Origin of the sequence: Bythopirellula goksoeyrii (genome assembly GCF_008065115.1) — a bacterium.
GTDB classification, from domain to species: domain Bacteria; phylum Planctomycetota; class Planctomycetia; order Pirellulales; family Lacipirellulaceae; genus Bythopirellula; species Bythopirellula goksoeyrii.
Map to the genome: position 1 here is coordinate 755,616 of NZ_CP042913.1, position 25,841 is coordinate 781,456.

Annotated in this window: 20 protein-coding genes; 16 read left to right on the forward strand and 4 right to left on the reverse strand. The window is 52.8% G+C overall.

Annotation, left to right across the window (positions count from 1 at the left end; all coding sequences use genetic code 11):
* The first annotated feature begins 39 nt into the window (after window positions 1-39).
* From Pr1d_RS26200 to Pr1d_RS02980, 3 genes are all read left to right on the forward strand, one after another.
* Entirely contained in the window at window positions 40-1,347 is a 1,308-nt protein-coding gene (locus Pr1d_RS26200) for an MBL fold metallo-hydrolase (protein WP_148072135.1), read from the forward strand.
* 135 nt (window positions 1,348-1,482) lie between these two features.
* Window positions 1,483-3,054, forward strand: coding sequence for a YcjF family protein (locus tag Pr1d_RS02975; RefSeq protein ID WP_148072136.1), 1,572 nt, complete (start codon window positions 1,483-1,485; stop codon window positions 3,052-3,054).
* Window positions 3,047-4,405: a YcjF family protein gene (locus Pr1d_RS02980; RefSeq protein ID WP_148072137.1), complete on the forward strand. Its 1,359-nt coding sequence runs from the start codon at window positions 3,047-3,049 to the stop codon at window positions 4,403-4,405. Before Pr1d_RS02975 ends, Pr1d_RS02980 begins: the two co-directional genes overlap by 8 nt.
* A gap of 119 nt (window positions 4,406-4,524) precedes the next feature.
* Here the strand turns inward: Pr1d_RS02980 and Pr1d_RS02985 are convergent, their stop codons facing one another.
* The gene (locus Pr1d_RS02985; protein WP_168205025.1) at window positions 4,525-5,613 is read right to left on the reverse strand and encodes a ligand-gated ion channel; all 1,089 of its coding nucleotides are present in this window, start codon (window positions 5,611-5,613) and stop codon (window positions 4,525-4,527) included.
* Window positions 5,614-5,973: 360 nt separating this feature from the next.
* On the opposite strand from Pr1d_RS02985, the gene Pr1d_RS02990 reads away from it, so the two are divergent.
* Window positions 5,974-6,180: a hypothetical protein gene (locus Pr1d_RS02990; protein ID WP_148072139.1), complete on the forward strand. Its 207-nt coding sequence runs from the start codon at window positions 5,974-5,976 to the stop codon at window positions 6,178-6,180.
* A gap of 30 nt (window positions 6,181-6,210) precedes the next feature.
* Here Pr1d_RS02990 and Pr1d_RS02995 read toward each other — a convergent pair whose 3' ends face one another.
* A complete protein-coding gene (locus tag Pr1d_RS02995; RefSeq protein ID WP_148072140.1) occupies window positions 6,211-10,560 on the reverse strand; it encodes a hypothetical protein in 4,350 nt (1,449 codons plus the stop codon).
* 308 nt (window positions 10,561-10,868) lie between these two features.
* Between Pr1d_RS02995 and Pr1d_RS03000 the strand changes: the two genes are divergently transcribed.
* The 9 genes from Pr1d_RS03000 to Pr1d_RS03040 all read left to right on the forward strand — a co-directional run bounded on the left by Pr1d_RS03000 (window position 10,869) and on the right by Pr1d_RS03040 (window position 21,455).
* Window positions 10,869-11,657 carry a class I SAM-dependent methyltransferase gene (locus Pr1d_RS03000; RefSeq protein WP_148072141.1) on the forward strand — a complete coding sequence of 263 codons (789 nt, stop codon included), beginning with the start codon at window positions 10,869-10,871 and terminating at the stop codon, window positions 11,655-11,657.
* A gap of 95 nt (window positions 11,658-11,752) precedes the next feature.
* Window positions 11,753-12,976: a hypothetical protein gene (locus tag Pr1d_RS03005; protein ID WP_148072142.1), complete on the forward strand. Its 1,224-nt coding sequence runs from the start codon at window positions 11,753-11,755 to the stop codon at window positions 12,974-12,976.
* Window positions 12,977-13,256: 280 nt separating this feature from the next.
* Window positions 13,257-14,075 (forward strand): hypothetical protein, encoded by an 819-nt coding sequence (locus tag Pr1d_RS03010; RefSeq protein WP_148072143.1) that lies wholly within the window; start codon window positions 13,257-13,259, stop codon window positions 14,073-14,075.
* Between the two features lie 596 nt (window positions 14,076-14,671).
* Window positions 14,672-15,670 (forward strand): cytochrome c oxidase subunit II, encoded by a 999-nt coding sequence (gene coxB, locus Pr1d_RS03015; RefSeq protein WP_238476624.1) that lies wholly within the window; start codon window positions 14,672-14,674, stop codon window positions 15,668-15,670.
* On the forward strand, window positions 15,667-18,201 hold the full coding sequence (gene ctaD, locus Pr1d_RS03020; RefSeq protein WP_148072144.1) for a cytochrome c oxidase subunit I: 2,535 nt from the start codon (window positions 15,667-15,669) through the stop codon (window positions 18,199-18,201). Before coxB ends, ctaD begins: the two co-directional genes overlap by 4 nt.
* A 38-nt stretch (window positions 18,202-18,239) precedes the next feature.
* Entirely contained in the window at window positions 18,240-19,310 is a 1,071-nt protein-coding gene (locus Pr1d_RS03025) for a sodium:calcium antiporter (protein ID WP_148072145.1), read from the forward strand.
* A 21-nt stretch (window positions 19,311-19,331) separates the two neighbouring features.
* A complete protein-coding gene (locus tag Pr1d_RS03030; protein WP_148072146.1) occupies window positions 19,332-19,709 on the forward strand; it encodes a hypothetical protein in 378 nt (125 codons plus the stop codon).
* Between the two features lies 1 nt (window position 19,710).
* Complete coding sequence (locus tag Pr1d_RS03035; protein ID WP_148072147.1) at window positions 19,711-20,346, forward strand: cytochrome c oxidase assembly protein; 636 nt, start codon at window positions 19,711-19,713, stop codon at window positions 20,344-20,346.
* Window positions 20,343-21,455, forward strand: a complete 1,113-nt coding sequence (locus tag Pr1d_RS03040; RefSeq protein WP_148072148.1) for a c-type cytochrome — start codon at window positions 20,343-20,345, stop codon at window positions 21,453-21,455. The genes Pr1d_RS03035 and Pr1d_RS03040 overlap by 4 nt, the downstream gene beginning before the upstream one ends.
* A 107-nt stretch (window positions 21,456-21,562) precedes the next feature.
* Here the strand turns inward: Pr1d_RS03040 and Pr1d_RS03045 are convergent, their stop codons facing one another.
* Window positions 21,563-22,222, reverse strand: coding sequence for a 3-keto-disaccharide hydrolase (locus Pr1d_RS03045; protein ID WP_148072149.1), 660 nt, complete (start codon window positions 22,220-22,222; stop codon window positions 21,563-21,565).
* 1,112 nt (window positions 22,223-23,334) lie between these two features.
* Between Pr1d_RS03045 and Pr1d_RS03050 the strand changes: the two genes are divergently transcribed.
* The 3 genes from Pr1d_RS03050 (at window position 23,335) to Pr1d_RS26605 (ending at window position 25,496) form a co-directional block, all read left to right on the forward strand.
* Window positions 23,335-24,912 carry a sigma-70 family RNA polymerase sigma factor gene (locus tag Pr1d_RS03050; RefSeq protein ID WP_238476625.1) on the forward strand — a complete coding sequence of 526 codons (1,578 nt, stop codon included), beginning with the start codon at window positions 23,335-23,337 and terminating at the stop codon, window positions 24,910-24,912.
* Window positions 24,913-25,041: 129 nt separating this feature from the next.
* Window positions 25,042-25,275: a type II toxin-antitoxin system HicB family antitoxin gene (locus Pr1d_RS03055; RefSeq protein ID WP_148072150.1), complete on the forward strand. Its 234-nt coding sequence runs from the start codon at window positions 25,042-25,044 to the stop codon at window positions 25,273-25,275.
* A 23-nt stretch (window positions 25,276-25,298) separates the two neighbouring features.
* Complete coding sequence (locus Pr1d_RS26605) at window positions 25,299-25,496, forward strand: type II toxin-antitoxin system HicA family toxin (protein ID WP_148072151.1); 198 nt, start codon at window positions 25,299-25,301, stop codon at window positions 25,494-25,496.
* Window positions 25,497-25,521: 25 nt separating this feature from the next.
* Here the strand turns inward: Pr1d_RS26605 and Pr1d_RS03065 are convergent, their stop codons facing one another.
* The gene (locus tag Pr1d_RS03065; RefSeq protein ID WP_148072152.1) at window positions 25,522-25,788 is read right to left on the reverse strand and encodes a helix-turn-helix domain-containing protein; all 267 of its coding nucleotides are present in this window, start codon (window positions 25,786-25,788) and stop codon (window positions 25,522-25,524) included.
* Window positions 25,789-25,841: the final 53 nt, after the last annotated feature.

Consider the following 25,841-nt stretch of genomic DNA (forward strand, 5'->3'; position numbering starts at 1 on the left):
TTCATCGTATCGACCTAATCATTGACCGGGAGGCTCCTCATGCGATCGCACTTATTTCTACTTATTCTAGGGATGTGTGCTGGTCATTCGCTGGTACATGCCGATCCAGGCAAGCCGGTTGCCGTGCGCTGGTGGGGGCAGGCGATGGTTTCGATCGAGACCTATTGGAACCTCAAGATTGTCATCGATCCCTACAGTCTGAGCATCGGCTACAAGGATCCCGAACAGACGGCGGACTTGGTGCTGATCACGCACAATCATCCAGACCATAACAACCCGGACCTTGTCCGTGGCAAGCCGATCATTGCACGCGGCTTGCACGAATCAGAAGAGTTCACGAAGATCTATCAGGCCTTGGATCGATTTCCTAATCAAGAAGAAATTCGCTGGACGAATGCCAAACTGAGGATGGCACGCTCGCCACATGCGATCGTGGTGACAAGCATTCCGGCCTGGCACGACGATGAGCAAGGTGAAAATCGCGGCGCTGTTGCGATGCTGCTCGCCGAGGTCGATGGAGTGCGGATCGTTCATTGTGGCGACATCGGACAATCGCGATTCACAGAGGAACAGCTTAAAGCGATGGGCAAGGTGGATGTGTTGCTCATCCCCGTGGGGGGTACCTACACGGTCGATGGCGCTCAAGCGGCCGTGCTGGTAGAGCAAGTCAAGCCAAGAATAGTGGTTCCGATTCACTATAAGACTTCAGCACTCAATTTTGATCTTGCTGGAGTTGATCCATTCTTGACTGCATTGGGATCGGCATTTGAAGTTGTTCGACCTGTGGGGAATACTCTGGCCGTCAGCTCTATAGTGAACGAAACGGAGTCCAAACCTCGTGTGGTCGTGTTGAATTATCTGCCCTGGGAAATGCCCGAGGAGCTTGCCGAGCTGTTTGCGAAGAAGGAATCAGCGAGTGCTGTAACTGAAGACGTGTTTGCTCCGCTAAGTGCGAATCAGATGAGCTTTCGCCCCTCGAATGGCACACACACGCCGCGTTGGAATGCCGAACATATGATAGGGCGAGAATTAGGATTTTTTACCGAGATTTACGCCAAGGTTGACCCAGCATTTGCGAAGATCGACCTGAACCCGACCCAAATGCCGCCTGATTACGAGGCAGCGCATCCCGACTGGACCGGCGCAGAAGAAGCCCGCCAAATCGAACGTGTCTCGGCGTTGACACGGCGTTTCGCCTACCTGCTAGCCGATCTGCCCCTCGACGAGCAGGCTCCTGGCAGTCGCTGGACCCCGCGAAAACTGCTTGAGCAAATGGCTCGACACTACGGAGAGCATACAGAAAATGTGAAACTCAAGTTTGAGCTGACGGACTGGCCGCAAGAATAGTGACTATGCTGGAAGAATATGAAATCAGCCACGGATGAATGCGTATTGGTCGGGTATTGAGACGGGTTATGATTCTCAGCGGTAATCACCAAAATCCGCGTTCATCTGCATTCTGTTTCAGATAGACTTAAGCCTATGAAGTTTCCTCGCGGCACAACACTCCTGGTGATCATCTATCTCGCTATTGTGGGGTATGTGCTCGTGGCTTGGCTGCCTACGGTGGTTGGAGGCTATCGTACGATCGACGAATCCTATCCCATGCTAGGTTACGTCTATCTTGCCATTGTTTCCCTTGGCGGAGCGGTGCTGCTGGGTGCTTCGGTTTATGTGTTTCTCAAGCTCTGGCGAAACACACGCAAGAAGCACATTACTCGCGAGAGGCGGCAACAGAATCCCAGCGAACTCGACGCTTCCCAGCAGCAGGCCGAGTTGCGGGAGAATATCAGCACGAGCCAGAACTTTGCCCTTGATGAAGGGGTGTCGGCTGAATTGCGTGCTGAGATCGAACATGCCTTGGATGCGATCGAGAAAAAACATGCCCAGTCTCGCTTGGAGATCGTGGCCTTCGGTACGATATCGAGCGGCAAGTCGTCGCTGCTCAACTCGCTGGCTGGCCGGCAAGTGTTTGCCTCAGACATCATCGGAGGCACGACCTCGGTGCGGAGCGAAGTTCCCTGGCCAGGGAACGAACAAGTGATATTGGTTGATACTCCTGGTCTCGCCGAAGTTCGCGGTGAAGAGCGTGCCGCCGTTGCCGCGTTGGCAGCCAAGAATGCTGACCTTGTCCTGTTGGTCGTGGACGGACCACTGAAGTCGTATGAAGTCGATCTCGTAAAACAGCTTCATGATATGGAAAAGCGCATCGTTGTGTGTTTGAACAAGGAAGATTGGTATGACACCGACGACGAAGTACATCTCGCTTTGCAGATCTCTGAACAATTGCCGGGGATCGTGCCTGCGGATGTGGTGGCCGTGCGGGCGGCGACGGTTACCCGTGAGCGGGTTCGCGTCACTGTCGACGGCGAAGAAGTGATCGAAGAAATCGAGATGCCACCCAATGTGGCACCATTGGCAGAGCGGTTGCTGCAGATCGTGCAAAAGGATGGACGGCAATTACTGTTGGCAAATCTGCTTTTGCAATCGCGCGGCATTGTAGATGAATCAAAAGAACGCGTTCGAGCGGTGCTCGACAAGCGTGCCAACGAAATCATCAATCGATACATGTGGGCTGCCGGAGGCGCGGCGGGGATCAATCCGTTTCCGCTTTTGGATCTGGCGGGTGGAAGCGCGATTACGATCAAGATGGTGATCGAGCTCGCGCACGTCTACAAGCAGCCCATCGACACCGATGGCGTAGTGAAGATGCTTGAACAATTGGGCAAGAATCTTGTGGCGATGGTTGGGGCTACGGCCGCCTCCCCTGCGGTGGCGGCCGCAATTGGCTCGGCGCTCAAAACCGTGCCAGGTATCGGTACGATCGCTGGTGGCCTAGTGCAAGGAATTGTGCAAGCGCTAGTGACACGGTGGATCGGCAATGTTTTCGTGGAATACTACCGTCGCGACATGAAGGCACCTCCGGGGGGAATCGCCGAGCTTGCCCGAGATCAATGGCAATTGCTCACGCGACCTGACAACTTGCGCAAAATCATCCAACATGGTCGCAGCGAACTCTCCAAGTCCTTCTATGGCAAGGACGACAATGACTGACTCGCCCGTATCCACGAAACCTCTCGTAACTACCGATGTCGACTATCAGGCGGCTGTGTCCTCTGTACGCCGGGCGATAGAAAACTATCAGGGCTGTACCGAAGCAGAACGTCGTGTGTTGGCGCGTGACTTCGATGAGCTGCAGCAGATGGCCGACAAGCTGGAAGCCGGTCGAGTGGATATCGTTGTCTTCGGCGAAATCAGCACAGGCAAATCCGCGCTCATCAATGCCTTGGTCGGCGGTAATGTAACCCAGGTGAATGTGCAGGGAGGCTGGACGAAGGATATCTGGCACGTTCCGTGGGAAGGCATCGGCTACTGTGTCCCTGGTCTGGCCAATTCGCAAGTCGTATTGGTAGATACTCCCGGTCTCAATGAAGTGGAAGGCCATGAGCGTTCCGCCATTGCGCGTTCCTCAGCATCGCGGGCGGATCTGGTGCTCTTCGTCACAGATTCTGACCTCAATGAAACAGAATACTCGGCGCTGCTTGAACTTGCTGCCAGCCACAAGCCGATCATTCTGGTTTTGAACAAAGCAGACCTCTACTCCCGGAAGGACCTTCAGGAACTCTTGGAATTATTTCGAGGGCGACGGTTGATTAACATCGTCGATCCGGAAAATGTCGTCGTCACGCAGGCTAATCCCCGCGAGATGGAGTATGTCATTGAAGCGGCCGATGGCAGCACGCGCACCGAGTGGCGCAAGCCGGAACCCAAAGTTAGCGAGCTAAAAGAGCGAATTCTGAAAGTCCTGAATGCGGAGGGCAAGGCCCTGATCGCGCTCAATGCCGCTATGTTTGCCGCGGACAAAGGTGATCGTATGGGGGCGCTTCGAATCAAGCTGCGTGAAGCCGAAGCGTCGAAAGTGATCTGGAGTTTTGCAGTCACCAAATCTCTAGCGGTTGCTCTAAACCCGGTTCCCGCGGTCGATATCCTCGGTGGAACTGCCGTCGATGCCACGATGGTCGTTACTCTTGGCAAAATCTACGGCATGAACATCACCACTTCCAACGCCCGCGCTCTTGTGACATCGATCTTAAAAGCTGCTGGTTGGGTAATGCTCAGTGAAGCGGTGGTGAGTTACGCCTCAAGTGTGTTTAAAGCGCTCACTGTGGGCTACGGCACAATTGCGACTGCATTGCCTCAAGGTGCCGCCGCGGGCTATGGCTCGTACATCGTTGGCCAAGCGGCCCGCTATTACTTCCAACACGGTGCAAGTTGGGGCGACGAATCTCCCAAGCAGGTGATTACCCAAATCCTCGCCAACACCGACAAGGAGTCAGTCCTGGAGCGTTTGAAGACTGAAATCGGCAAGAAGATTTCGCTCAATCGCTATGCGGGGGATGAATAGCGTAGCGTGAAGTTGCCGGTACAACTCTTGGATGCCTACTTGAACCACAAGTTACCCACAGCTTCTGGTGGCCAGAAAATAACTGGATGCTACGACTCGGATAGGTAGCAAACAAGCTTCTAGTAGCAGTATGTATAGTAGAGATAACTGATGAGGAGGCCCATGAAGTAGATGATTGGAAAAGCCCACTGCACTGCACGGTCTAATCTCTCCGCAGCCTCCTTGTTTCCTGATTTGCACATCGAATAAAGAATCAGACTCTCGAGGACCGCTAGGCACATTACCAAGAACGAGTACAACAACACTGTATCCGTAAATGTGAAGTATGAAATTCGAGGCATCGTACCATCAATCAGAAATTGGTAGGCCACAATCGTCAATATTCCGATGAATGCGACATTCAATCGATCCGACAGATTGTCCACTTCCATCCAAAAGACCGCCCACATCAAAAGAACAAGGACGATCAGCGGAACGATCACCTTCCAAACGATGTTCGCCGATTGGCGTTCCAGAGTGATGTTTAGTCGGATCTCAGAAAGTTGCTCCGGCGCTCCGTAATAGCGATAGTCCGAGAGCTTAGCCACCATGTCGAGATTGACCAGGCGCCACTGTGCGATGTTAACTCGCTCGTTGCCTACGATGTGTTCCTCCGTGGCACCCAGCACCCGTTCGTCCACTTCCAGCAGCACCTGCCCGCTGTAGTTGCCAAATGCAATCATCTTCGCCTCCAGCGTTTGCGTATCGAACGGAAACGGTTTCAGCTTCATCGGTGTCTCTAAGGTGACGTTCCGCTGCTCCATGTACCGGACACGCCCGTCGTGATGAACCTGGATGGTGATGGCATTGGTGTCGCCAGTCCCAATTTCGTTGACGAGTAACAGTTGAGGCCACCAACCCGAGAAGACTTCATTAAATTGGAACAGCCCCTGGAAGAGCTTCATATCCGTTCCATCCTCTGCCGGATCGAAAGCCAGCCTTGGGTCTTCCCACTCTGCCACGATGATGAATTCGGCTTGAAAGGTTTCTTCTACCTCGTTCAAGTCGATGATGTCGGCCAGGAAGATTCCCACCTTCACGACCGTCGGCGAGCTCGGCGGATTGGGCATCCCGGCTTCGATAGCGCACACTGGGTCAAGGCTGAACACCAGAGAAGTAAATACCACAAGAGTGGCAATTAGGAAGCGAGCTTTCCAGTGCCAGTGCATTCCTCGATTCCTTGTCAGCAGTTGTGACAAAAGAACTGAGCTACTCGCAAGAGTTTGCCGGAAATGGCGCACTTTATTCACTCCCTCAACTGGAATCTGGCCTGGAACCACTCCTGGCACGGATAGCATTCGATTTTAACCACTGCACCCTCCTCCGTGTCCAGTGCATGACGTCTAAGAATCTCTAGAAACCTCTGGCTTTGACGGGGTGTGACAGAGTTACTAGCTCTACAGATTAAAAGAGGCCTCCATCTCATAGAGCACTCAAATCTCATCGAGAAAGGAGACCCCAGTGTCAGATCGCAACATTCTAAATCAGCGGTCGCGAGTTCCGCTTCGAGTGTGTTCAAGGCGCTCACCGTGGGATACGTCACGATAGCTATCGCGTTGCCCCAAGGAGCCACGGCCCGCTACTACTTCCAACATGGTGCGAGTTTTTGGGACGAATCTCCCAAACAGGTGATTACCCAAATCCTCGCCAATACCGACAAGGAGTCATTCCAGGAAAGATTGAAGGCTGAGATCGGCAAGAAGATTTCGCTCAATCGCTATTCGGAGGATGAGTAAAGCAGCAATTCGAAGTCGAGCTATTTAGTTTCACAATTCGAATCGATGACGCTGGCCGACGCAGAGAGCAAGCATACTGATCAGCAGGAGCATCACACTCTCTGGTTCTGGCACGGCAGTGCCGGTTGCTGCCGGCACCCCAACGCTGCCGAATTGTCGTTGCCAGACGAGAAAGTCATAGCCATCCGAATCTCCATCGCCGTCTGCATCGGCTCCATTGTTTTGTCCGTAGGAGTCATTCCAGGTGCTGAGGTCCCCACCGTTGACGAAGCCATCGTTGTTGAAGTCGGCAGGATACGGGAAGCTGCCTCCCAGGAATTTGAGGACAACACTGCCATCGGTTCCCGGGGTGATGATCAGGTCGAAGAAGCTAGCCGACGAACCCGAGAGTGCCAGGCCATTGTCCACCAGTTCGCCAGCCGAGAGGACTGTGAACTCCTGCCCCGCCTCCAGGGCATAGCCACCCAAGAGGGAGACGTCCAATATCCCTTCTAGAGTGGCGGTCTCGCTGACCAATAGTTGATCGAAGTCGACTCCCGTGAGCGTGCCGGCGACTTCGATACCAAGCATCGCGGTGGTCGACTGGCTGTAGTCACCCAGCACTTCCAACACTCCGGGCGAATTGCCGGGGCTTACCATCGCATTGTTCTGGAGTATGCCGGCGAACTGCCCTGACCCGGTGAGAACGGTACCGGTATCAATGGTAAGGCTAGCCGCTTGGACCACGCCATCCAGATCGATCGATCCCCCCGAGGTGGTAAACGCGCCTGAAACCTCCAGATAGCTATTCGACCCAATGGCAAGCATGCCCGTGGTAAGAACATCGCCATCAACGATGAGCTTGCCTGCCGACTCGAGTTCGATCGTGCCGTTGTTTGTTAGGCTTTGAGCCAGGTGCAGTTCATTGCCGCCGACCAAAGAGAGCTTGCCCTGGACCAGGTTGAGCCCTGCCAAGGGTTCGAAGACTGCCTGTTCACCATCGAGCAGCACGTCGGCATTAGGGCCCAGGGTGGGGAACCAGGCATCGCCGTAACTGACCCGCGCTTCCTGGATAATGTCACTGCCCATCTCGCCTTCGCCCAGCCATTTCTCGCGAATGATCCAGGGTGTGTTGACAAACAGGGGAACAGCCCCGCGATCGACGGTGATATTCCCCCCGAGGACCTCGACGGAATTGGTGCCGACGTCCAATATCGAACTACCGTCGACGAACACAGTTCCCTCGTCGACGACCAGATTGCCGGAAACATTGAGCCGTGCATCGAGTTCGATATTTATCGTGCCGCTGTTGTGCAAGTCGCCGGCAGTGGTGAAGTGGTTTTTATTGCGGAGCGTGAACGTGCCCCGGTTCTCGCGAATGGTGTTGAAGTAATTGAAACGGGCGGCCCCGCTCAAGAGCACGTTGGCCTCGCTGACCGAAAGTTCGGTGTCGTAATCCTCGGCGGAATAACCGTCGTGGATGCCGTCGCCATTGGTGTCGCCAAAATCGATGCGGCCGAGGTAGGCGTCTTCGTTTGTAATGCGAGCGATACTGATTTCCAATTCCGCCCTTCCGGGAGCAAAGGCCTGACCATCATTGGGAAAAGGATTGGCGGGAACGGCACCGAGGATTTCCCAGGTACCAGGCCCCAGAGTTGCCCCGCCAGGAGTATAGTTGGCGATCTCTGCCTTGAAGCCGAACTTGGCATTGGGATGGATGCGGATGGTTCCGTCGTTCTCCACATTGATCCCGATGATCAGCGGCTCCTCCCCCGGTCCCCAGGGGATGCTTGGGTTGTAATAGAACAAGTTGCCACCGGACATCACATCGACAACACCTTTGTTCACTAGCGTGACGTTGCCGTCTTCGCGTTTGACTTCGACCCCGTTGAGGACCATCGAACTGGTTTCGTCGACATACAATTCCGCTACCCCCGCCTCAAAAGCTCGAATGGGTCCATCGAATTCCATGGCGCTTCCATTGGTAGCCTCAAAGCGCAGAGGCTGTGGGGTTCCGCCCGGAGTAGCTAGCAACACCGTGTGGGTGAATCGCAGAGTACCGTCGAAGTTGGCCTGAAAGAGTCCGGAGCCATTCGTGCTCTGCAAGTTGATCTGCCCAAAAGTGTCTGGCGAACTGATTTCAAGCAGCGAGGAATCGTTCCAGGAACCAATGACACCTTCGTTGGCTATGAGGGGTGTCGTGATAGTGCCCTGCGCGCCATTGCTTACATAAAACGAACCCGAATTGTCGAATCTTTGAGTGGCAACGAGATTTACTTGCGCCATTTGCGAGACTTGGACATCCCCCGCATTGTCGAATTGCTGGGTATCCAGCGTGTTTTGCGTAGCAACTGCCGTATTTCTCATAAGGATCAGATGACCCTCACCATGTTTAAACAGCACGGCGTCTAGATCCAGTGGACCTTGCAAGTGCATGACACCTTGACCGCTGATCGTAAGTCCTACGCCGTTGATGGCAACTGGCGAGGGTGCTCTGGTGACATAGTCCCCGTCGTTGATGATTGAAGAGATGTTCCAGGTGCGCCCGGGGTTGGACTGGTGCTGAACAATTCCAGTGCCTTCTGGGATCACCAATCCACGAACGGTAGTCGCTCCCCCAGAGAAATCACCAAGCACATTGGAATTGGGACTGGAAGTCACCAGCGGGTCGAGGTCGGTGATCAATTGGTCCGAACTATCTCCGGTAGCGAGGACAAGAGTGGCGTCCATCAGGGAAGCGGGAGTCATGTGGTCGCTCAGAGTCTTCCACGCACTCACGTTGGAACTGAACAGTGTATCATTGGTGGCGAGGTATACGATGGTTGTGGGGATCGGTGTGAGAGTAAAGGAGTTCGAACCGGCAAGTCCGGAATTGAAGGCGAACGGAGCAATCGTCTGGGTCTGTTCGGTGAGTTCCAATTCGACCTCGCCCAAGAGACTCCCCAACAGGCTGGTACGACCCTGATACAGTGGCGGCAAGGAAAACTCGGGGCCTCCTTCGATTCCAAGCGACTCCAGTTCGAACAGAGTAAGCTCCAGATAGTCTGTCAAATAAAACACGCTCCGTTTGGTTTGCTCGCCCGTGAGGTAGTTGAAGTCGACACTCACTTCCACATTTTGATCGCCTAAGAGAGCAATTCCGGGCAAATCGCTCCACTTTCCCGAGTAGGTATTAGTGATCGAGATGACTCCGTCGACGTCGAGTGCGACATTCTGATCGAAGCTGAGCGTGACTTCAAAATCAGGATTGATGTTGACCGATTCGCGGAAACCGATTTCGGGGCCGTACTTGATATCGAGCAAATCGATGGCAAGCGAAATCTTGTCGTCGAGAAACTTTTCTTCGATTCGAGTAAAGGAGTCCCCCACCCCGGTCAGGGCTGAGGTACCCAAATAGGCGGCAATACCATCCAGGTCGAGACCCATCCGCAGCAAGGCAGTTTCGTAAGAGTAGGAAATGGTCTCATCGTCCATACCCGTGTTGACAGTTAGGTTGCGTTCGTTAGGGCCCAAGATACTATCGCCGGTGCCAAAGGGATTCACCAGTTGCACCGAACCGATATCAAGTCTCTGCGTGATAGGAGAGCCTTCGACACTCATATCAACACTGATTTGCTTCTCGTAGATTGATTCGTTGTTGTCGAGTAGCCCCAGGCGTTCTTCAAACGGTGTGTCCTCGAAAATGACAAACTCGGGCGGCGCACCGACTCCACCATTGCCATCGGGGTCGAGGTCAAAGCCAAACTTCACCAGACTCTGATCGACGTTGAGTGGACTTGGATTAAACTGAATCGAATCGTAGGGCACGAAGGGAAATAACCCGTAGTCGATCCTGCTGTCGACATCCAGATTGAAGAAAAAATCCATGCCCGCTTCAAACGAAGGAAGCTCGATGAGTTGCTCCGTAAAGGCAGCGTTGTTCACAACGCCCGGAGTGGTTTGGAGCTTGAAAAATTCCCCCGTGCTGACTTGGGATGGCAGGTCGACGATCTGCGGTTCGAACTCAAATGATGTTCCCGTCTCCAGGCCTCCGGCATTGAAGTCGGCATAGAATTCCAGACCTGTGGAACCCTCGATATTGCCAGTCATCCGCAAGCCCGTTCTTGTGTCGGCGGTTACTTCGGGAATAATTACGTTGTTGAACACGGGTTCGCGAACTTCAGGAATGACGACAGCATTCTGTTTTCCGATGATGCCACCGATGTTAAAGTCTCGATCCCAATCGGTACCCAAAATGTAGTTCCAACTTAGATCACCGATCTGATCGAGGTTCGATCCTAGATCGATGGGATCGGTGATGTGGAAGGTTTGAGCGTTAACGCCCTCGGAGGAGAGGCTAAGACAGAAAACACAAGCGAATACTAGTGTTCGGCGAAACACATAGGAACACAACTTCAACATGACGTTTCCTCATCTGGCCATGAGCTCACGTTACGACGATGCGCGAAGTCGTGACAACATCAGAAGATGACTCGCGACACTATGAACGGGCAGTTCGAATTCAGCAGGCGCAAGCTATTGTAATCACATCAGAGTCAGAATGAAACAGAAAAATCGTCTGATTCCTAAGTACTATCCCCAATGCTTGAACTATGTCTACCATGTCTTGAACTTTGGATTAGCGACGGTGCGGTTACTACTTGTTTTCTACATGAAGAGAACCGAGAATACTCCGACGAGAATTCCTTTGTCCATAATATCCATGATCTATGCTCCCCACCACTCAAGCCAGCCTCTACGATTTTCCCAAGTACTATGACTTGGTCTACGGATCCGACTGGAAGGCAGAGTTTGATTTTCTGCTTGAATGTTTTGCACAACATGCCACTGGAAAAGTGAAACGCGTCTTTGAACCTGCTTGTGGGACCGGGCGACTTATGGTGAAGCTTGCCCAAGCAGGTTTCAAAGTGGCTGGCGTTGATCTCAATGAGGCTGCTGTGAAGTTTTGCAATGATCGGCTGGAGCGTTCTGGCTATCCGCGCTCCGCGTTCGTAGGCGATATGTGCAACTTCACCGTCTCCAAGCCGTTTGATGCCGCGTTCAATCCGATTAACAGCTTTAGGCATCTCGGCACTCAGGCCCAAGCGGAGCAGCACTTGCATACGGTAGCAAAGCATTTGCGGCCTGGCGGAATCTATGTGTTGGGACTGCATCTTACGCCGACAGTCGTCGAACCAATGCAGGAAGAAAGCTGGTCGGCGCGGCGAGGGAATCTCGCCGTGCTGTCACGATTGTGGGTCACCGCTTGTGATCGGCGCCGCCGTCGAGAAGAGGTGGGGATGAGTTTCGATGTTTACACGCCGACCAAGCAGTTTCGCATCGAGGATCAAGTGGTCTTCCGGACTTACTCGGCCCAGCAGATGAAATCGCTGTTGGCAAGCGTCCCGGAATTTGAGGTAACTCAAGTCTACGACTTTGGTTATGACATCCAGCAGCCCATCACCGTGGGTCCTGAAACCGAGGATGTGGTCTATGTTTTACGGAAGAAGTCGCGGTAATTGCACTTCGCAGGACGGGGAAAAGAGGCAAAAATCAAAGCTTACGCCTTTTTGGCGATTTTCCGTTCATCCTACGATTGGCGAATGATTCTGCAGTGACGACCTCCGTATCCCCTCCTGACAAAACCGTAGTTCCCGACTCGGCTCACCGCGAGAGCCTTGCCTCTTTCCGTCAATGGGCTTGCTTGCAACTTGATGCGGTTGCCCAACCCGATGGTGAGCAAGTTGCTCAGCGCAATCTCTCCGACCAGGAGCTCTCGGAGAAACTTCGCGAACTGGGATCGGCCATCCATGCCAGGCCTTGTGAACAGCCGCTCTCCGTGAGTCAAATCACGCAGCGCCTGTTCTCTGCGTATGAAGTCGACGGCGGCAATATCCATCTTGGTGGTTGCCAGTTGACCGACTTTCCCTTTCTGCGTCTGACGTTCACAGCGGCGGATGACCCCGCGCAGGTTGTTCATGTTTTTGTCGCACACGATGGGTCGTCCATTCCCGACGAGTTGGTTCGCGAGCTGGGGCTCTTGGATCTTGAGCCAGCCAGCAAACCTTATCCACGTATCGAAGAAGCGGCACTCAATGCGCTGGTTACCTCAGGACGTCGCGTGGCCGCCAAGGGAGCCAGTTCGCGCGACCCGAGTGCTGTCAGTAGCGAACCTTTGGCTACGACCTTGGTGTGGGTGAAACAGGCAAACGGAAAAATTCATTTCACGATTGGCGACACCACGGCAACGCTTCCTTTTTCAGGATGGGCGAAGTTGATCAAGCCCAAACCCTTTGTCGCCGAGCATTCTGGTGTGAGCACTTTTCATTTAGCCGCTACCGACGATGGTCGCATCGATGCCTTCGAACAAATTGCCCCCTGCGAGGCCACTGGCGAGCGGCTGCTCATTGACGAGTTGGTCACTTGCAGTGTGACGGGCAAGCGAGTGAAGAAGGAGCTCACCAATCCGTGCCCCGTTTCAGGCAAGCCGACGCTCACCGACGAATTCACCGTCTGCCCCGGCTGCGAGCAGCCGGTGAGCAAGAGCGTCATTTCGCAGGAGGCCTGCGATGCCTGTCGCAGTCTACACAAAATCAAGAAGGACGACCCGCGGCTCGTCTGGATCATGGGTGAACATGCAGGGCTCGATCGCTGGAACAATTGGCAACTCGCCGAGACACTGGAAGTGTACATCGCCGAGGCCTCGAGTTTGTTGAAAAAACTCTTAGTAGTCGTCGACAAGGAAACGCTTGTTGTACGGCACCTGGCAACCAAGAGCCGCCTGGCTAAGGCGTGGACGCCGGTGCTGGCGGAGCATCGCGATGAATTGCTGGGGTGAGTGGATGGGTGGAACACGTAATTTCGCAATTTTCCCCCCCTTTCTAGCTACTCACTACACCACTTCTAGGTCTCGATTTGCAACGATTTGGGTGCTTCTGGCCAAAAACCTCCAAAAGTATATCCGCAAAAACGAGTTGTCCGGACTTGTCTTTTCTCACTTTGCGGTTTTCGGTGATTGACTTTAGTGATTGGCTTTTGGTAGTATAGGCAAATCTATTGGGGGTATTTTTACCAATTAGGTAGCTTATTGTAGCCAACTACAACAATGAGGTAGACACATGAAGATTGACTTTTCTCGGATTTCAATGCTAGCGATCGTAGCTACGGCTGCACTGGCACTTTCTGCAGGGTCGGCACCAGCGGTTCTAGTTGGCGGTGCTGGTGGGTATGACGTGGATCCAACGCTTGGCGTAGGTTCAATCAGTGGTGCTACCGGAAGTTTTTCAACAAACTCGCACTCTTACGCTCAAATTGGTGCGCTAGGTTACAACTGGGGTGGCATTTATGTCGGTGGTACTGCGCCATATGCTGCTCGGCGACTTAATTTTCTCGGCACCGATCCAGGCGTTGGCGGTGATCCCAATACTTACATCACAGGTAGTTTTCTGAACCCGATCTTTAATAATCCAGGTATCGACATCATCATTTTTGAATCTGGTGGTACACCGACAAACGGGAGTAGTACGGTCGACTTTGACGATCCCACAAATACTCAGTTGGAACTTGTAGCGGCTAGCCTTAGTGGAACCACCGGCACCTACGTTGACTTTGTGCCGCTCGACTTCCTGACGGATAGCGAAGTCGGCGGTTCCTCTACCACTTTCGGTGTCTATGTCTACGGACTGGACCTCTCAAGTTTGAGTGTTGCCGGTGGAACCAGTGTCAGTTCGCTTTACTTCGGCAATTCTGGCGCATATCTCGACCACGACCCCGATGTCGTTTGGGGTGGTGGGGTGACTGGGGCGGCTGTCGCGGTTCCAGAGGCCAGTGCTGGTTTGTGCGTCTTGCTGGCTGGTGTGCTTGGGATCGGTGGCCCTGCACTGCGGCGCCGGTTTTTTACAAAGAAGCCTACTACTGCCGAGGATTCAATTGTATAAGCGTAGAAGGCCTCAGTAGTCCGCTAGTATCGATGACTCATGACCCCTTCGGAGATTTCCTGAGGGGTCTTTTTCTTGCCCTGCACAGTTTGCATTCGAACATTATACGGAAGTATTATTTAGTCCTCCTCCGCTACACTCAAAATCTTCTATTTTGTGCCAGCCGCGATGACTGGTTTGTTCCGTTTATCGGTGCTGGCCGAGCATCGCGATGTACTGTTGGAGTGAGCGGCATTTTTTGGACCTGCTTTGAGGCAACAGATAGCGGCAGCACACATAGAGGCAATCGAGCCTCGTTTCCTGAGTGCTCGATTGGTGGACAGGTCACCTCAGGGAGTGCTCTTCTCCTTTTCCAATCAGTATAGCTGGTAGTAGTTGGCCTGAATTCCCTAGCGCCCTTATGCACTTGTTATACAGAGTGTCCAACCCTTCTTTGGTGATCGCCTAAGAACGATGCGCAGCAATCGACGACATCGCGTCGATGAGTGCCTGTCTGACTTGTATAAAGTCTGACCATCTGATCAGTCATAGAACTGAAACAGCATGCGACAAACTGTCGTAGTCGTAATGTCAGGAAATGGCAGTATGATGGAGTTATGCGTACTGCAGAAAGGGGATTCTCACTTCTATTCTCCGGCATGGCACTGGTGTTACTTTCCGGTTGCAGCGGACCGCAATCTACCCTGCAAGCTGCTGGAAAGGGAGCCGAAGAGATTTCCAGCTTGCTTTGGTGGATGATACTCGGTGGGGTGTTCATCTGGTTAGGCACGATTTGTCTGGCGATCTATGCAGTTTCGACAGAAGCCAAGCGACACAGCGACCGCCGCATCCGCTTTCTGATCATTGGGGGAGGAGCGGTTGGTCCGACTCTGGTACTCGCTGGGCTGCTTCTCTACAGCTTGCCGATGTTGCCGGAGCTTCTCGCGCCAGCACCCCCAGATGCGCTGCGAATTGAGGTTCATGGCAAGATGTGGTGGTGGAGAGTCCGCTATCCAATGAGGGAAGGGCCGACGGTTGAACTTGCAAACGAAGTTCGCTTGCCTGTGGGGGAGCCAGTTGAGTTTCGATTGGCAAGTGATGACGTGATTCATTCTTTCTGGATCCCTTCTTTGGGTGGAAAAATCGATATGTTTCCGGGGCGCGAGACCAGATTGAAACTGGAACCAACCAAAACAGGTTTCTTTCGCGGTGCGTGTGCTGAATTCTGTGGAAATTCCCACGCGCTGATGAATTTCGATGTCATGGTGATGGAGCGAGAAGAGTTTGAGCTCTGGTTGAAGAGTCAGCAAGCGACTGCCGAGGTTCCCAATACTCGGCTGGCTCAGCATGGTCAGCGCTTGTTTCTGGAAACTGGCTGCCATGCGTGTCACACGGTGCGAGGCACCGATGCTCAGGGCGTGATTGGTCCCGATTTGACTCATGTGGGTAGCCGCCGGTCTCTTGCTGCTGGCGCACTTCAGAATGAATTTGAGGAGTTCAAGACTTGGATCTCCAATCCTGGTTTAGTGAAACCCGGCGCCAAGATGCCGCCCTTCGATATGCTGCCAGAAGATCAGCTTCATGCACTCGCTACGTATTTGGAGGGTCTTCAATGAGTCACATTGATCCGGAACCTCTTGCTGAAGCACCACCTCTTGAAGTCCAGCAGGCACAACGGAGCAGGCTTCTCGATGCGTGGAAGACTCCTACCGGCTGGCGCTATTGGTCTGCGGTGAACAACACCGAAGTCGGTTTATGGTATACGGTTGCAGCTTGTTGTTTTTTCCTGTTCGGAGGAGTTCTGGCACTGTTGATGCGGATCCAGCTTGCGGTTCCGAACAATGATTTTCTGACGGCAGACGAGTACAACCAGATTTTTACCATGCACGGATCCGTGATGATGTTTCTGTTTGCTGTTCCGATCTTCGAAGCCTTTTCGATCATGATCTTACCCGAAATGCTCGGTGCACGAGATCTTCCCTTTCCCCGTTTGTCAGCCTACGGATTCTGGAGTTTCCTGTTAGGTGGGTTGTTTGTATGTGGTTCGCTCTTCTTCGACGCTGCTCCGCGAGGAGGATGGTTCATGTATCCACCTTTGACGACAAAGTATCAAACAGGAGTTGGTGCTGATATCTGGTTGCTGGGGCTTTCATTTATAGAAGTCGCCTCGATTGCAGCAGCGGTCGAGTTGATCGTCGGTGTGGTTAAATGTCGTCCCCCTGGGATGAGAATCAATCTGATTCCACTTTATTCCTGGTATATCTTGGTGGTGGCAGGGATGATTCTGTTTGCTTTTCCTCCGCTCATCGCCGGTGATTTACTGATGGAGATGGAACGGGCCTTTGATTGGCCGTTCTTCGATCCCGACCGGGGAGGCGATCCACTTTTGTGGCAACACTTGTTTTGGATCTTTGGTCACCCCGAGGTTTATATCGTTTTTCTCCCTTCGGTGGCGTTGATTGCGATGATCGTTCCGACTTTTGCCCGCCTACCCATGATGGGCTATAGCTGGATCGTCTTATCTGCTGTAGGCACTGGCTTCTTGAGTTTTGGCCTCTGGGTACATCACATGTTTACAACTGGATTGCCAGGCATTTCCATTGGTATCTTCTCGGCTGCCTCACAAGCTGTGGCGATTCCGACGGGTATTCAGATATTTTGTTTCATAGCAACGCTTATGGTCGGGCGTGTCACGAAGTCAGTTTGCCTGTTGTTCGCTTTCGCAGGTCTTGCGACATTCGTTATCGGAGGACTTACCGGAGTCATGGTCGCCATCGCACCGTTCGACTTTCAGGCACATGACACGTTCTTTGTTGTCGGACATTTGCACTATGTTCTTGTTGGGGGAACCGTTTTTCCGATCGTGGCTGCTTTCTACTATTATTTTCCTCTAGTGAACGGAAAGGCGTTATCGGAGAAGCTGGGCAGAATCGCCTTCTGGTTGATGTTGATTGGGTTTAACGTCGCTTTCATGCCCATGCATTGGACCGGACTGCTCGGAATGCCGCGACGTGTATTTACGTATCCTGCCGGACTGGGCTTCGAAATGTGGAATCTGGTTTCAACTGTCGGTGCGTTTGTTCTTGCTGCAGGCTTCCTTGTTTTTCTCTGGGATGTTGTGCGTCCCAAAAAGCACCAGCAGTTGGCAGAAAGAAACCCCTGGGGAGCGGGCACCCTCGAATGGTTGGCAGAAATGCCGGACAAACCTTGGGGAGTGCGCTCGATACCTGAAATTGACAGTCGCTATCCTCTTTGGGATCAACCGAACTTCATGCGGGACGTGGATGAAGGTCGATTCTACTTGCCCGATGCTGAAGAGCATTTTCGCGAGACACTTGTGACGACTTCGATTGATGCCACTCCTGTTCAATGCTTGCGGGTTCCAGGGCCAACCTTTTTGGCATTCTTTGCAGCGATGTTTACAGGAGGCGTATTCATCTTCGCTACTTATCACTTTTGGACTGCCACGATAATCAGCGGCATCTTGGCGCTCAGTACAATCTTGATTTGGCTCTGGACAGGCACGGCATGGATTCCAGAGAAACCAAAGAAAGACGTAGGTTTGGGACTGAGTTTGCCCACCTATGTATCTGGCCCGGATGCCGTAGGCTGGTGGGCCATGTTCATTACGATGCTTGGTGACATGACGGCATTCGTGTCACTTGTATTCGGCTATTTTTTCTACTGGACTATCCACGAAGACTTTCCTCCGGACCAGGAGTCCGGACCAGGAGTGTTTTGGCCAGTTGTCGGTGGTTCAGCACTTCTCATGGCCTGGCTATTGACCGTGTCCGCAAGGAATTTCAATAAACGGGACAAAACAAAACTTTTCTATGTCTCGATTGTGTGTGCTCTTGCGTTGGGGCTTGCCGGAGCCGTGGGCTTGGCGTGGGGACCCTGGACAACCGGGCTCGAGCCGACCAGCCATATTTATCCTGCCATCGTCTGGATACTTGTCGGTTGGACGATCGTTCATATTTTCGTTGGAATCATCATGCAAATTTATTGTGCGTCACGCAGGATCGCCGGCCGGATGACACATTGCTACGACGCAGATATTGTCAACGTTGCGCTCTATTGGCATTTTGTCGCCCTAACTGTTTTCATTACGGTCGCAGTAATAGCCGGATTTCCGTTCGTTGCCTGACTTCTTGTTTGGTATGTGATTTGCTCAATTTGTACATCATGAGTTTTTTCGAACTAGCTGATAATTCGATGTGGGCCAACTGGTTGCTTTTCACACTCTCGGCGGGAGGTGTATGGATTTTCGGAACGAAACTCAGCAGCTATGTCGATCTCATTGCAGATCGCACAGGTGTCGGAAGAGCTTTTGCCGGCGCGTTGTTGCTAGGAGGTGCGACAAGTTTGCCGGAACTTGGGACGACACTCACAGCCTCTGCATCCGGTGCGGCGCAATTAGCCGGAAACAATCTGCTGGGGGGAATCCTGATGCAGCTTGCCGTGTTGGCAGTAGTCGATGCTCTGCTGTTGCGTGGCAAGGCATTGACTTTGTTTTCTCCGACGGCGGCTCTGTTGATTCAGGGTATTTTCTTGATTTTCATTCTGGCACTTGCTTTGGCAGCTATTTCCACCGGCGAACTGTTTACTATCGCCGGAATAGGAGCGTGGCCCATACTCTTTACGGGCGTTTATGTGGCGGGCTTATGGCTCGTTTACCGTTATGAGGGAAATCCACGTTGGATGCCGGCTGGCGAGGTTGAAGAACCTCCCGAATCGGCGCGTGACCTGAAAGATGCACACAAATCGCTCTACCGGGAAGTTTCAACCAAGCAGCTTTGTTTGCGTTTTGGAATAGGTTGCCTGGGTGTGCTCGTTTCGGGCTTCGTGGTAGCACGTGTCGGGGAAACCCTTGCCGAACAAACGGGACTGGGGCAAAGCTTTGTGGGCGCAACTCTTGTGGCATTGGCCACCACTTTGCCTGAAGTGAGTACCACTTGGTCAGCAGTGCGATTCGGAGCCTACAGTATGGCCATCGGCAACATTCTGGGAACGAACAGCCTGGAAGTGGCCCTGTTTCTCCCAGCAGATCTGGCTTATCGCACGGGAGGAATCATCGATGCCCTGAACCCATCGGCAGCCTACTTGGGAGCATTGGGAATCATGGCGACAAGTATTTACCTCTGGGGAATTCTTGAACGTCGGGATCGTACCATTCTAGGCATGGGCCAGGACTCGTTCGTCATACTGTGTTTGTATTTTTTAGGGATAGGATTTTTTTACTTTTTGGGCATGTAAGCAACCGCTCATAGAAAAGAAATGAACAAATATCCGATCCATCATGAAAGCATCTGGATGCTGACGATTGCGCCGACAATTTGGGCGTTGCACTTCCTGCTCTGCTATATCACCGCTGCAGTGTGGTGTAGCAAATACGCAGGTGACAGTAGTTCACTTCATAGCGTTAGAATTGCAATTGGCGTATATACAGCCGTCGCATTGAGTTGCATAGCAGTCATAGGATGGATCGGATTTACACGTCACAGGCGCGGTGGTTCCGAGATTCCTCACGACCAGGATCTGCCCGAGGATCGCCATCGGTTTTTGGGATTTGCCACATTGTTGCTCTCTGCATTGAGTGCCGTCGCTACGTTATTTGTAGCCAGCGTTGCATTGTTTATCGAGAATTGTGATTAAAATGCGAAGTGTACTTTTCATCTCGGGACTCCTCATTCTGGCCTTTGCCTGGATGGGACCTCTACCAGAGATGGCAGCACACTCCTTTTCTGCTCACATGACTCTTCACATGTTGATTGTCGCCGTCATCGCTCCCCTGCTCTCGTTTGCTCTTGCTGGACTTGCAATTGATCCGGTCCGACATATGGCTGCTTTGTTTTCTCCTATTCCTGCATCGGTTGGTGAACTGCTCATCGTTTGGGCCTGGCATGCTCCCTGGTTGCATCATTTCGCGAGGAACTCCTCGATCGGATTTGCTTTGGAACAAACGATGTTTTTGGCGGCCGGGGTATGGGTGTGGCTCTCGGCTTTCGGAGGAACTATGCCACGAAGCAAGAGCCGGGCCGCGGCGGGTGTTGTGGGTTTGCTTTTGACCTCCATGCATATGACGCTATTGGGTGCACTGTTGGCACTAGCGCCGCGATTGCTCTTCAATCACCATCATAGTTTGATTGGATTGAGTCCACTTCAGGACCAACATCTGGGGGGAGCAGTCATGCTAGTAGTGGGTGGCATCGCCTATCTGGCAGGGGGGCTTTGGCTGACTGTCGACTTGGCTAATCAGCGCAATCCTAATTGTGAGGCATTGCAAGCATGAAAAGATGGCTTATTCCTATCGGCGTGTTCGTTACTGGTGCAATCGTTCTAGGACTTCTCGTCATGGCATCAGGGATTATCCCAATCAAAGCAAGCACCGGCCATTGGGCCATCACAAAACGGTTCCTGACTTTTGCGATGGCGCGCTCGATTTCAACACACAGCGTTGGAATTGAAGCCCCCGAGAACCTTGATGAACCTGCTCTGGTAATGAAAGGTGCGGGACACTTCGAACTAGGGTGTGCCTTTTGCCATGGGAGTCCCGTCTGGCAAAAACCCCGCGTAGCTCAGCAGCTTTCCCCGACCCCTCCCAATTTGAATGCGGCCGCTTCCAACTGGAGTCCCGAAGAATTGTTTTATCTTGTTAAGCACGGGATCAATTTCACGGGCATGCCTGCCTTTCCATCGCAACAACGGGACGACGAAGTTTGGTCGGTCGTGGCATTCCTGCTGAAACTTCCCGAGATTGAACCAGTTGATTATCGTGCGCTAGTCTCAAGCGATCTCTCGAAAGCAACTTCAACAACTCCCCTTGCTATCGTTGAAACCTGTGCCAATTGCCATGGCCTTGATGGAACGGGACGTGGAACAGGTGCCTTTCCACGCCTGGCGGGAATGTCGGAACCTTATCTGGTTGCCACTCTACAAGCGTATCAGCGCGGGGCCCGCCATAGTGGCATCATGGAGCCCATCGCGGCGCGGCTCAATCAGGTTCAGATCAAAGAAATTGCCAGCCACTATTCTCAGCAGGAACCTTTTGCAATTCCCAAAGTTTCAGAGCCCGACGTCTCCGGCAAGCATGCCTCCCAGGCTGCAGTTGTCAGGGGCAAACGTATTGCTCAAGAGGGGATTCCGGAACAAGAAGTGGGGGCCTGTATTGCCTGCCATAAGCTTGATAGGGCAGAACAGAATCCGAACTACCCTGCACTCAAGGGGCAAGTCGCCGATTATCTTGTCTTGCAATTGCAGCTTTTCCAGCAGCGAAATCGCGGCGGTACAGAATACGCAGAGTTAATGCACCCGATGAGCGACAATCTCAAGCTCGATCAGATGCGAGACGTTGCAGAGTACTACGCTTCGCCGTCTCTGCAAAACGACGAAGATGAATGATGTGCCATTTGCTGTGGACCATCGAGTTTGTAATTGATCCCAAGCGATTCGATGGACTTGCCTGCCTGCGTCGCAAAGAACAATTCGCCTCCGACAAGTACCTCTACTCATGGAGTCTCAAGAGGCGCAGCTTGCGACTCCTCGATACGGATTTCAATATCCTTAAACATCACCAGCATTTCGTTGCCTGCATGCATTTGCATGGCGAGATGTCCCTCGGGTCGGCTGGGGTCGTCAGTTACTTGAGCGCTAGTTACTCCATTGACTTTGACCGTCACATCGCCACCTTGGGCGGTGATTTCCAGGTCGTTCCACTGGTCGGGTTTGAAGTATTCGCGTTGTGCTTCGTCGGAGGGCTTTGATACCCAAGCCCGTCCATAACTCTCATAGATTCCGCCGGAATTGTTGCGAGGATCGACCTCGATTTGCAGGCCATGGGCTTTGTCGGGCTGTTCGACTTCCATGCGGATATAGAATCCGCTGTTGCCTTGGAGCGACTTGAATTTGAGCCGCACCGTGAAATCTCGGTAGACTTTGTCGCTGACGAGGAGCCCATAAAGTTTGGCGGCTTTCTGCGTCTTGCCGACGATAGCACCCTCATCAACTATCCAGTCTCCTTCTCCTTCCTGGTGCCAGCCGGTGAGAGTCTTGCCATCGAAGAGGGATATCCAATTGTTCTCTGTTTCGGCCGTGCTGGCAAAGTTACTGCCTGCCAAGCAGAAAAGTATTGTCCCGAGAAGCACACGGGATTTTGTAAACTGGTTCATGATTTTTGCAATTCCTTTGAGGACTGGATGGAGGTCAGCGATTGGTGCTGTGGAAATGGGTGCTCCCTTTCGGGTCGCGGCTAAAGTCCTAACTCGTTACGCTGCAACGCGCTGCGGGCCTCGTGGTTTACCTAACCTGAAAAGTTGGGTAGTTTCTCGGTAGGGAGCCTCTAAAACTTGAGCCTTTGTCAAGTTTTTTGTAAGAAAATCACTAGACGCTCGTTTTGATCTGATTACAATTATAAAGTTGAAAACAAGTCGTTCTCCCCCTTCCCCTCAAACCACTCCCCATAGCCACCGCGCACGCAAAGGTAAGACCACTCACCGCACTATTGAGATCCGCCTTCGCTCTCTAAATAGAGTGGGAAGGATCTTAGGTTCGGTAGCCTTACGCCATTATGGCACATCTCCGCTGGCATAGCCATTGACGGCTAGGGGAACACTGAGTCTTGGGACGCGAGAACTGGGTAGCAAATTTGTCCGGTGCAAGCGCGTGCGTATTCTTGTTCTTGCTCCGTGGTTTATTGGTGTAATCAATTTTGAGTTTCCCACGAATGGGAGGCTTTCCTGACAAAAGGGAATTTCTTACTCAGCATGGGGCATGCTAAGTCGGTCTGGTGGACATCGTGTGGAATTGAGACATGGGTTCTTGGAGAATCCTGCTCAGCGCGCGGTCTCTCGGATTGATCTTGCCTTCTTGCTGGCGGAATGTCTGGGAAGACCTGACATGTTAGGCAGTTTGAATCGTGTTGATTCGCCTGCTGCTTGCCTGTCGCAGATAGCTTAAACGTAATTTTTTTCCAAATTGAGGAACCATCCGACCATGCGAAGTGTTGGTGTTAGAATTGGTTGTCTAGCCGTCGCTTTTCAGGGGGAATTCTTGTTAGCTCTTAAACAATCTTTGTCCCGTTTTGCGCTTGCTGCTTTTGCTGAATTGCCGTGGAGCACGCTGGGTAGAAGTAGCCTTTGGATCTGGCAGAACATTTGGGACATTTTATGCGACCTTGATACAAGGCCCGCCATGGCAATGTGCCCCGTGGCAAGCGGTCGTCGTTATATTTCATCACAATCATCCACACGTTGAAAAATCACTTTCTTTAGGAGTAATTAACTTGTACGACGCGATCATGGATCACGATTTGGAGGATGACTCGAGTGTCTCCGAAGTAGACAAGGATTTTGACACCAAGGGTCTGGGCGATAGCTCCGATTCCGATGGGGAAGGCGATCTTTCGCTCGAACTGGAAAATGATACCGACGCAAAGGATTCTGCCAACGATAGTGACAACGAGTTCGACGATGAATCGGTCGACATGGAGTCCTGGTCGGATGATCCGGTGCGCATGTATCTGACGCAGATGGGCGAGATCCCGCTGCTGACTCGTCAGCAGGAAATCAGTCTGGCCCGTCGCATCGAACACACCCGCACCGCATTCCGCCGTCGCCTGCTAGCCTGCGACTATGTGATTCGTGTGGCTTACAAGGTCCTCTGTCGCGTCAATCGGGGGGAACTCCCTTTCGACCGCACGGTGCAGGTCTCGGTGACAGATCGGCTGGAAAAGGAACAAATCCTTGGCCGCCTGCCGCACAACTTGCGAACAATCGAAGTCCTGCTCCAGCGAAATGAAGAAGACTACACCCTGGCTACCAGTAAGAGTGCCAAGCCTGCCGTGCGCAAAGCGGCCTGGAATCGTCTGGCTGGACGGCGGCGACGGGCGGTGATGCTCATCGAAGAGCTTGGATTGCGAACTCAGCGGATCGAATCGATGATTGCTCCGCTGGAGGATTTCAACCGTCGTGTTACCGAGCTCAAGCAGCAACTCGATCAGATGAAGAAGGATCGCAAACCGCTTTCTGAGCGCAAGCCGCTGTTAGTCGAATATCGCAATATTCTGCGGATGACGCAGGAAACTCCTACCAGCCTCCGCAATCGCGTGCATTACCTGCGAGATATTTTCTCGAAGTATCAGCTCGCCAAGCGAGGTCTGTCGGAAGGCAACCTCCGTCTGGTTGTCTCGATTGCCAAGAAATATCGCAATCGTGGCTTGAGCTTCTTGGATTTGATTCAAGAAGGCAATGCAGGTCTCATGCGGGCGGTGGACAAGTTCGAATATCGCCGCGGGTTCAAGTTTTGCACGTATGCCACGTGGTGGATTCGCCAGGCAATCACCCGCGCGGTGGCCGATCAAAGCCGTACGATTCGTATCCCCGTCCACATGGTCGAAACGATGAGTCGGGTCCGCAACGTGTCGCGTGCTCTGCTCCAACGGTTGGGTCGCGAGCCGACGATTGAAGAAACTGCCCGCGCAGCCGAATGTACCGTCGACGAAGCGCGTCGCGTGTTGGCCATGAGCCGTTATCCGATCAGCCTCGACCGACCGGTGGGCAACAGCGAAGACAGCCACTTTGGCGACTTGCTACCCGACTCGGGTGCGGAAAGTCCCGCGATTGGTGCAGGCCAGGAGATGCTCCGCACGCGGATCACCAAGGTGCTCAAGACGCTCAGCTACCGTGAACGCGAAATCATCAAGCTTCGCTACGGATTGGGCGACGGCTACAGCTACACCTTGGAAGAAGTGGGCCACATTTTCAAAGTGACCCGCGAGCGTATCCGCCAGATCGAAGCCAAGGCGGTCCGCAAACTGCAGCAACCCAGTCGCAGCCAAGAGCTTTCGGGCTTCTTGGATTAAGACGAGGTAGAATTCGAATCCTGGACCCCGCGGTGTGCATTGCATCGCGGGGTTTTTTTGTTGATGCGGCGAATCGAGGAATTCGACTATAATAAAACCTCAGCACAACATTCATTGAGGTATAATCTGATGCCCGTGACCATCGAAATAATCTCAGACCCGGATCAGGGTGGGTTTACCGCACGTCTGCCTGACATTCCTGCCTACGGCGAGGGCGAAACAGAGGAAGAAGCGATCAAGGATTTGAAAGAAGCGCTCGCTGGATACTTGGAAACCTATGGACTGGACGATGCTGAGAGTAGAATTTGCCAACCGGCGTTACGGACGATTGATTTGGAACTGACGGAACTGGCTGGTGGCTAAACTCCTCGCATCACTGTGTTGAGATGGTGCGATTTCTCGAACGAGAGGGATTTGAAGTTGTACGTGTTCGCGGGAGTCATCATTTTCTTCAGCGCGAAGAACTGCGAACTTCGGTGCCCGTGCATCAAGGCAAAGATCTAAAGATAGGAACACTGCGGAGTATTCTGCGAGATATCCAGATGTCTCCTGAAGAGTTTGCAAGAAGATTGAGAAATCCGTAGACGTCATCTCTTCAGATTTGTTTCCTCATGCTGCCGATACGGACTCGATGTCCCATCCAGGGAAAACCAGAACCGCTGGATGGCAACGCAGTGCTCGAGCGATGGTTTTGGCACGCTCGACTCCCAGATTGACGCGGTCGTTTTCGATGGCCGAGATCGTGGATTGAGGAATGCCTGTCAACTCCGACAAGCCGTTCTGGCTTAGTTCCTGTAGTTCGCGGATGATGCGGACCGACTCGCCGACAGATACGTCGACCGTCTTACGTGCCAAAAGGAATTCTTTGCGGTTCATCGTGTTACCTCCTTCGATAATCATGCGGGGTCAACTCCACTACCAAGACCCAC

Excerpts from the sequence above, each read along its gene's own strand:
- Pr1d_RS26200 (WP_148072135.1), top strand. The coding sequence starts at position 40 with ATGCGATCGCACTTATTTCTACTTATTCTAGGGATGTGTGCTGGTCAT.
- Pr1d_RS02975 (WP_148072136.1), top strand. The coding sequence starts at position 1,483 with ATGAAGTTTCCTCGCGGCACAACACTCCTGGTGATCATCTATCTCGCT.
- Pr1d_RS02980 (WP_148072137.1), top strand. The coding sequence starts at position 3,047 with ATGACTGACTCGCCCGTATCCACGAAACCTCTCGTAACTACCGATGTC.
- Pr1d_RS02985 (WP_168205025.1), bottom strand. The coding sequence starts at position 5,613 with ATGCACTGGCACTGGAAAGCTCGCTTCCTAATTGCCACTCTTGTGGTA.
- Pr1d_RS02995 (WP_148072140.1), bottom strand. The coding sequence starts at position 10,560 with ATGTTGAAGTTGTGTTCCTATGTGTTTCGCCGAACACTAGTATTCGCT.
- Pr1d_RS03000 (WP_148072141.1), top strand. The coding sequence starts at position 10,869 with ATGCTCCCCACCACTCAAGCCAGCCTCTACGATTTTCCCAAGTACTAT.
- Pr1d_RS03010 (WP_148072143.1), top strand. The coding sequence starts at position 13,257 with ATGAAGATTGACTTTTCTCGGATTTCAATGCTAGCGATCGTAGCTACG.
- coxB (WP_238476624.1), top strand. The coding sequence starts at position 14,672 with ATGCGTACTGCAGAAAGGGGATTCTCACTTCTATTCTCCGGCATGGCA.
- ctaD (WP_148072144.1), top strand. The coding sequence starts at position 15,667 with ATGAGTCACATTGATCCGGAACCTCTTGCTGAAGCACCACCTCTTGAA.
- Pr1d_RS03025 (WP_148072145.1), top strand. The coding sequence starts at position 18,240 with ATGAGTTTTTTCGAACTAGCTGATAATTCGATGTGGGCCAACTGGTTG.
- Pr1d_RS03030 (WP_148072146.1), top strand. The coding sequence starts at position 19,332 with ATGAACAAATATCCGATCCATCATGAAAGCATCTGGATGCTGACGATT.
- Pr1d_RS03035 (WP_148072147.1), top strand. The coding sequence starts at position 19,711 with ATGCGAAGTGTACTTTTCATCTCGGGACTCCTCATTCTGGCCTTTGCC.
- Pr1d_RS03040 (WP_148072148.1), top strand. The coding sequence starts at position 20,343 with ATGAAAAGATGGCTTATTCCTATCGGCGTGTTCGTTACTGGTGCAATC.
- Pr1d_RS03045 (WP_148072149.1), bottom strand. The coding sequence starts at position 22,222 with ATGAACCAGTTTACAAAATCCCGTGTGCTTCTCGGGACAATACTTTTC.
- Pr1d_RS03055 (WP_148072150.1), top strand. The coding sequence starts at position 25,042 with ATGCCCGTGACCATCGAAATAATCTCAGACCCGGATCAGGGTGGGTTT.
- Pr1d_RS26605 (WP_148072151.1), top strand. The coding sequence starts at position 25,299 with ATGGTGCGATTTCTCGAACGAGAGGGATTTGAAGTTGTACGTGTTCGC.
- Pr1d_RS03065 (WP_148072152.1), bottom strand. The coding sequence starts at position 25,788 with ATGAACCGCAAAGAATTCCTTTTGGCACGTAAGACGGTCGACGTATCT.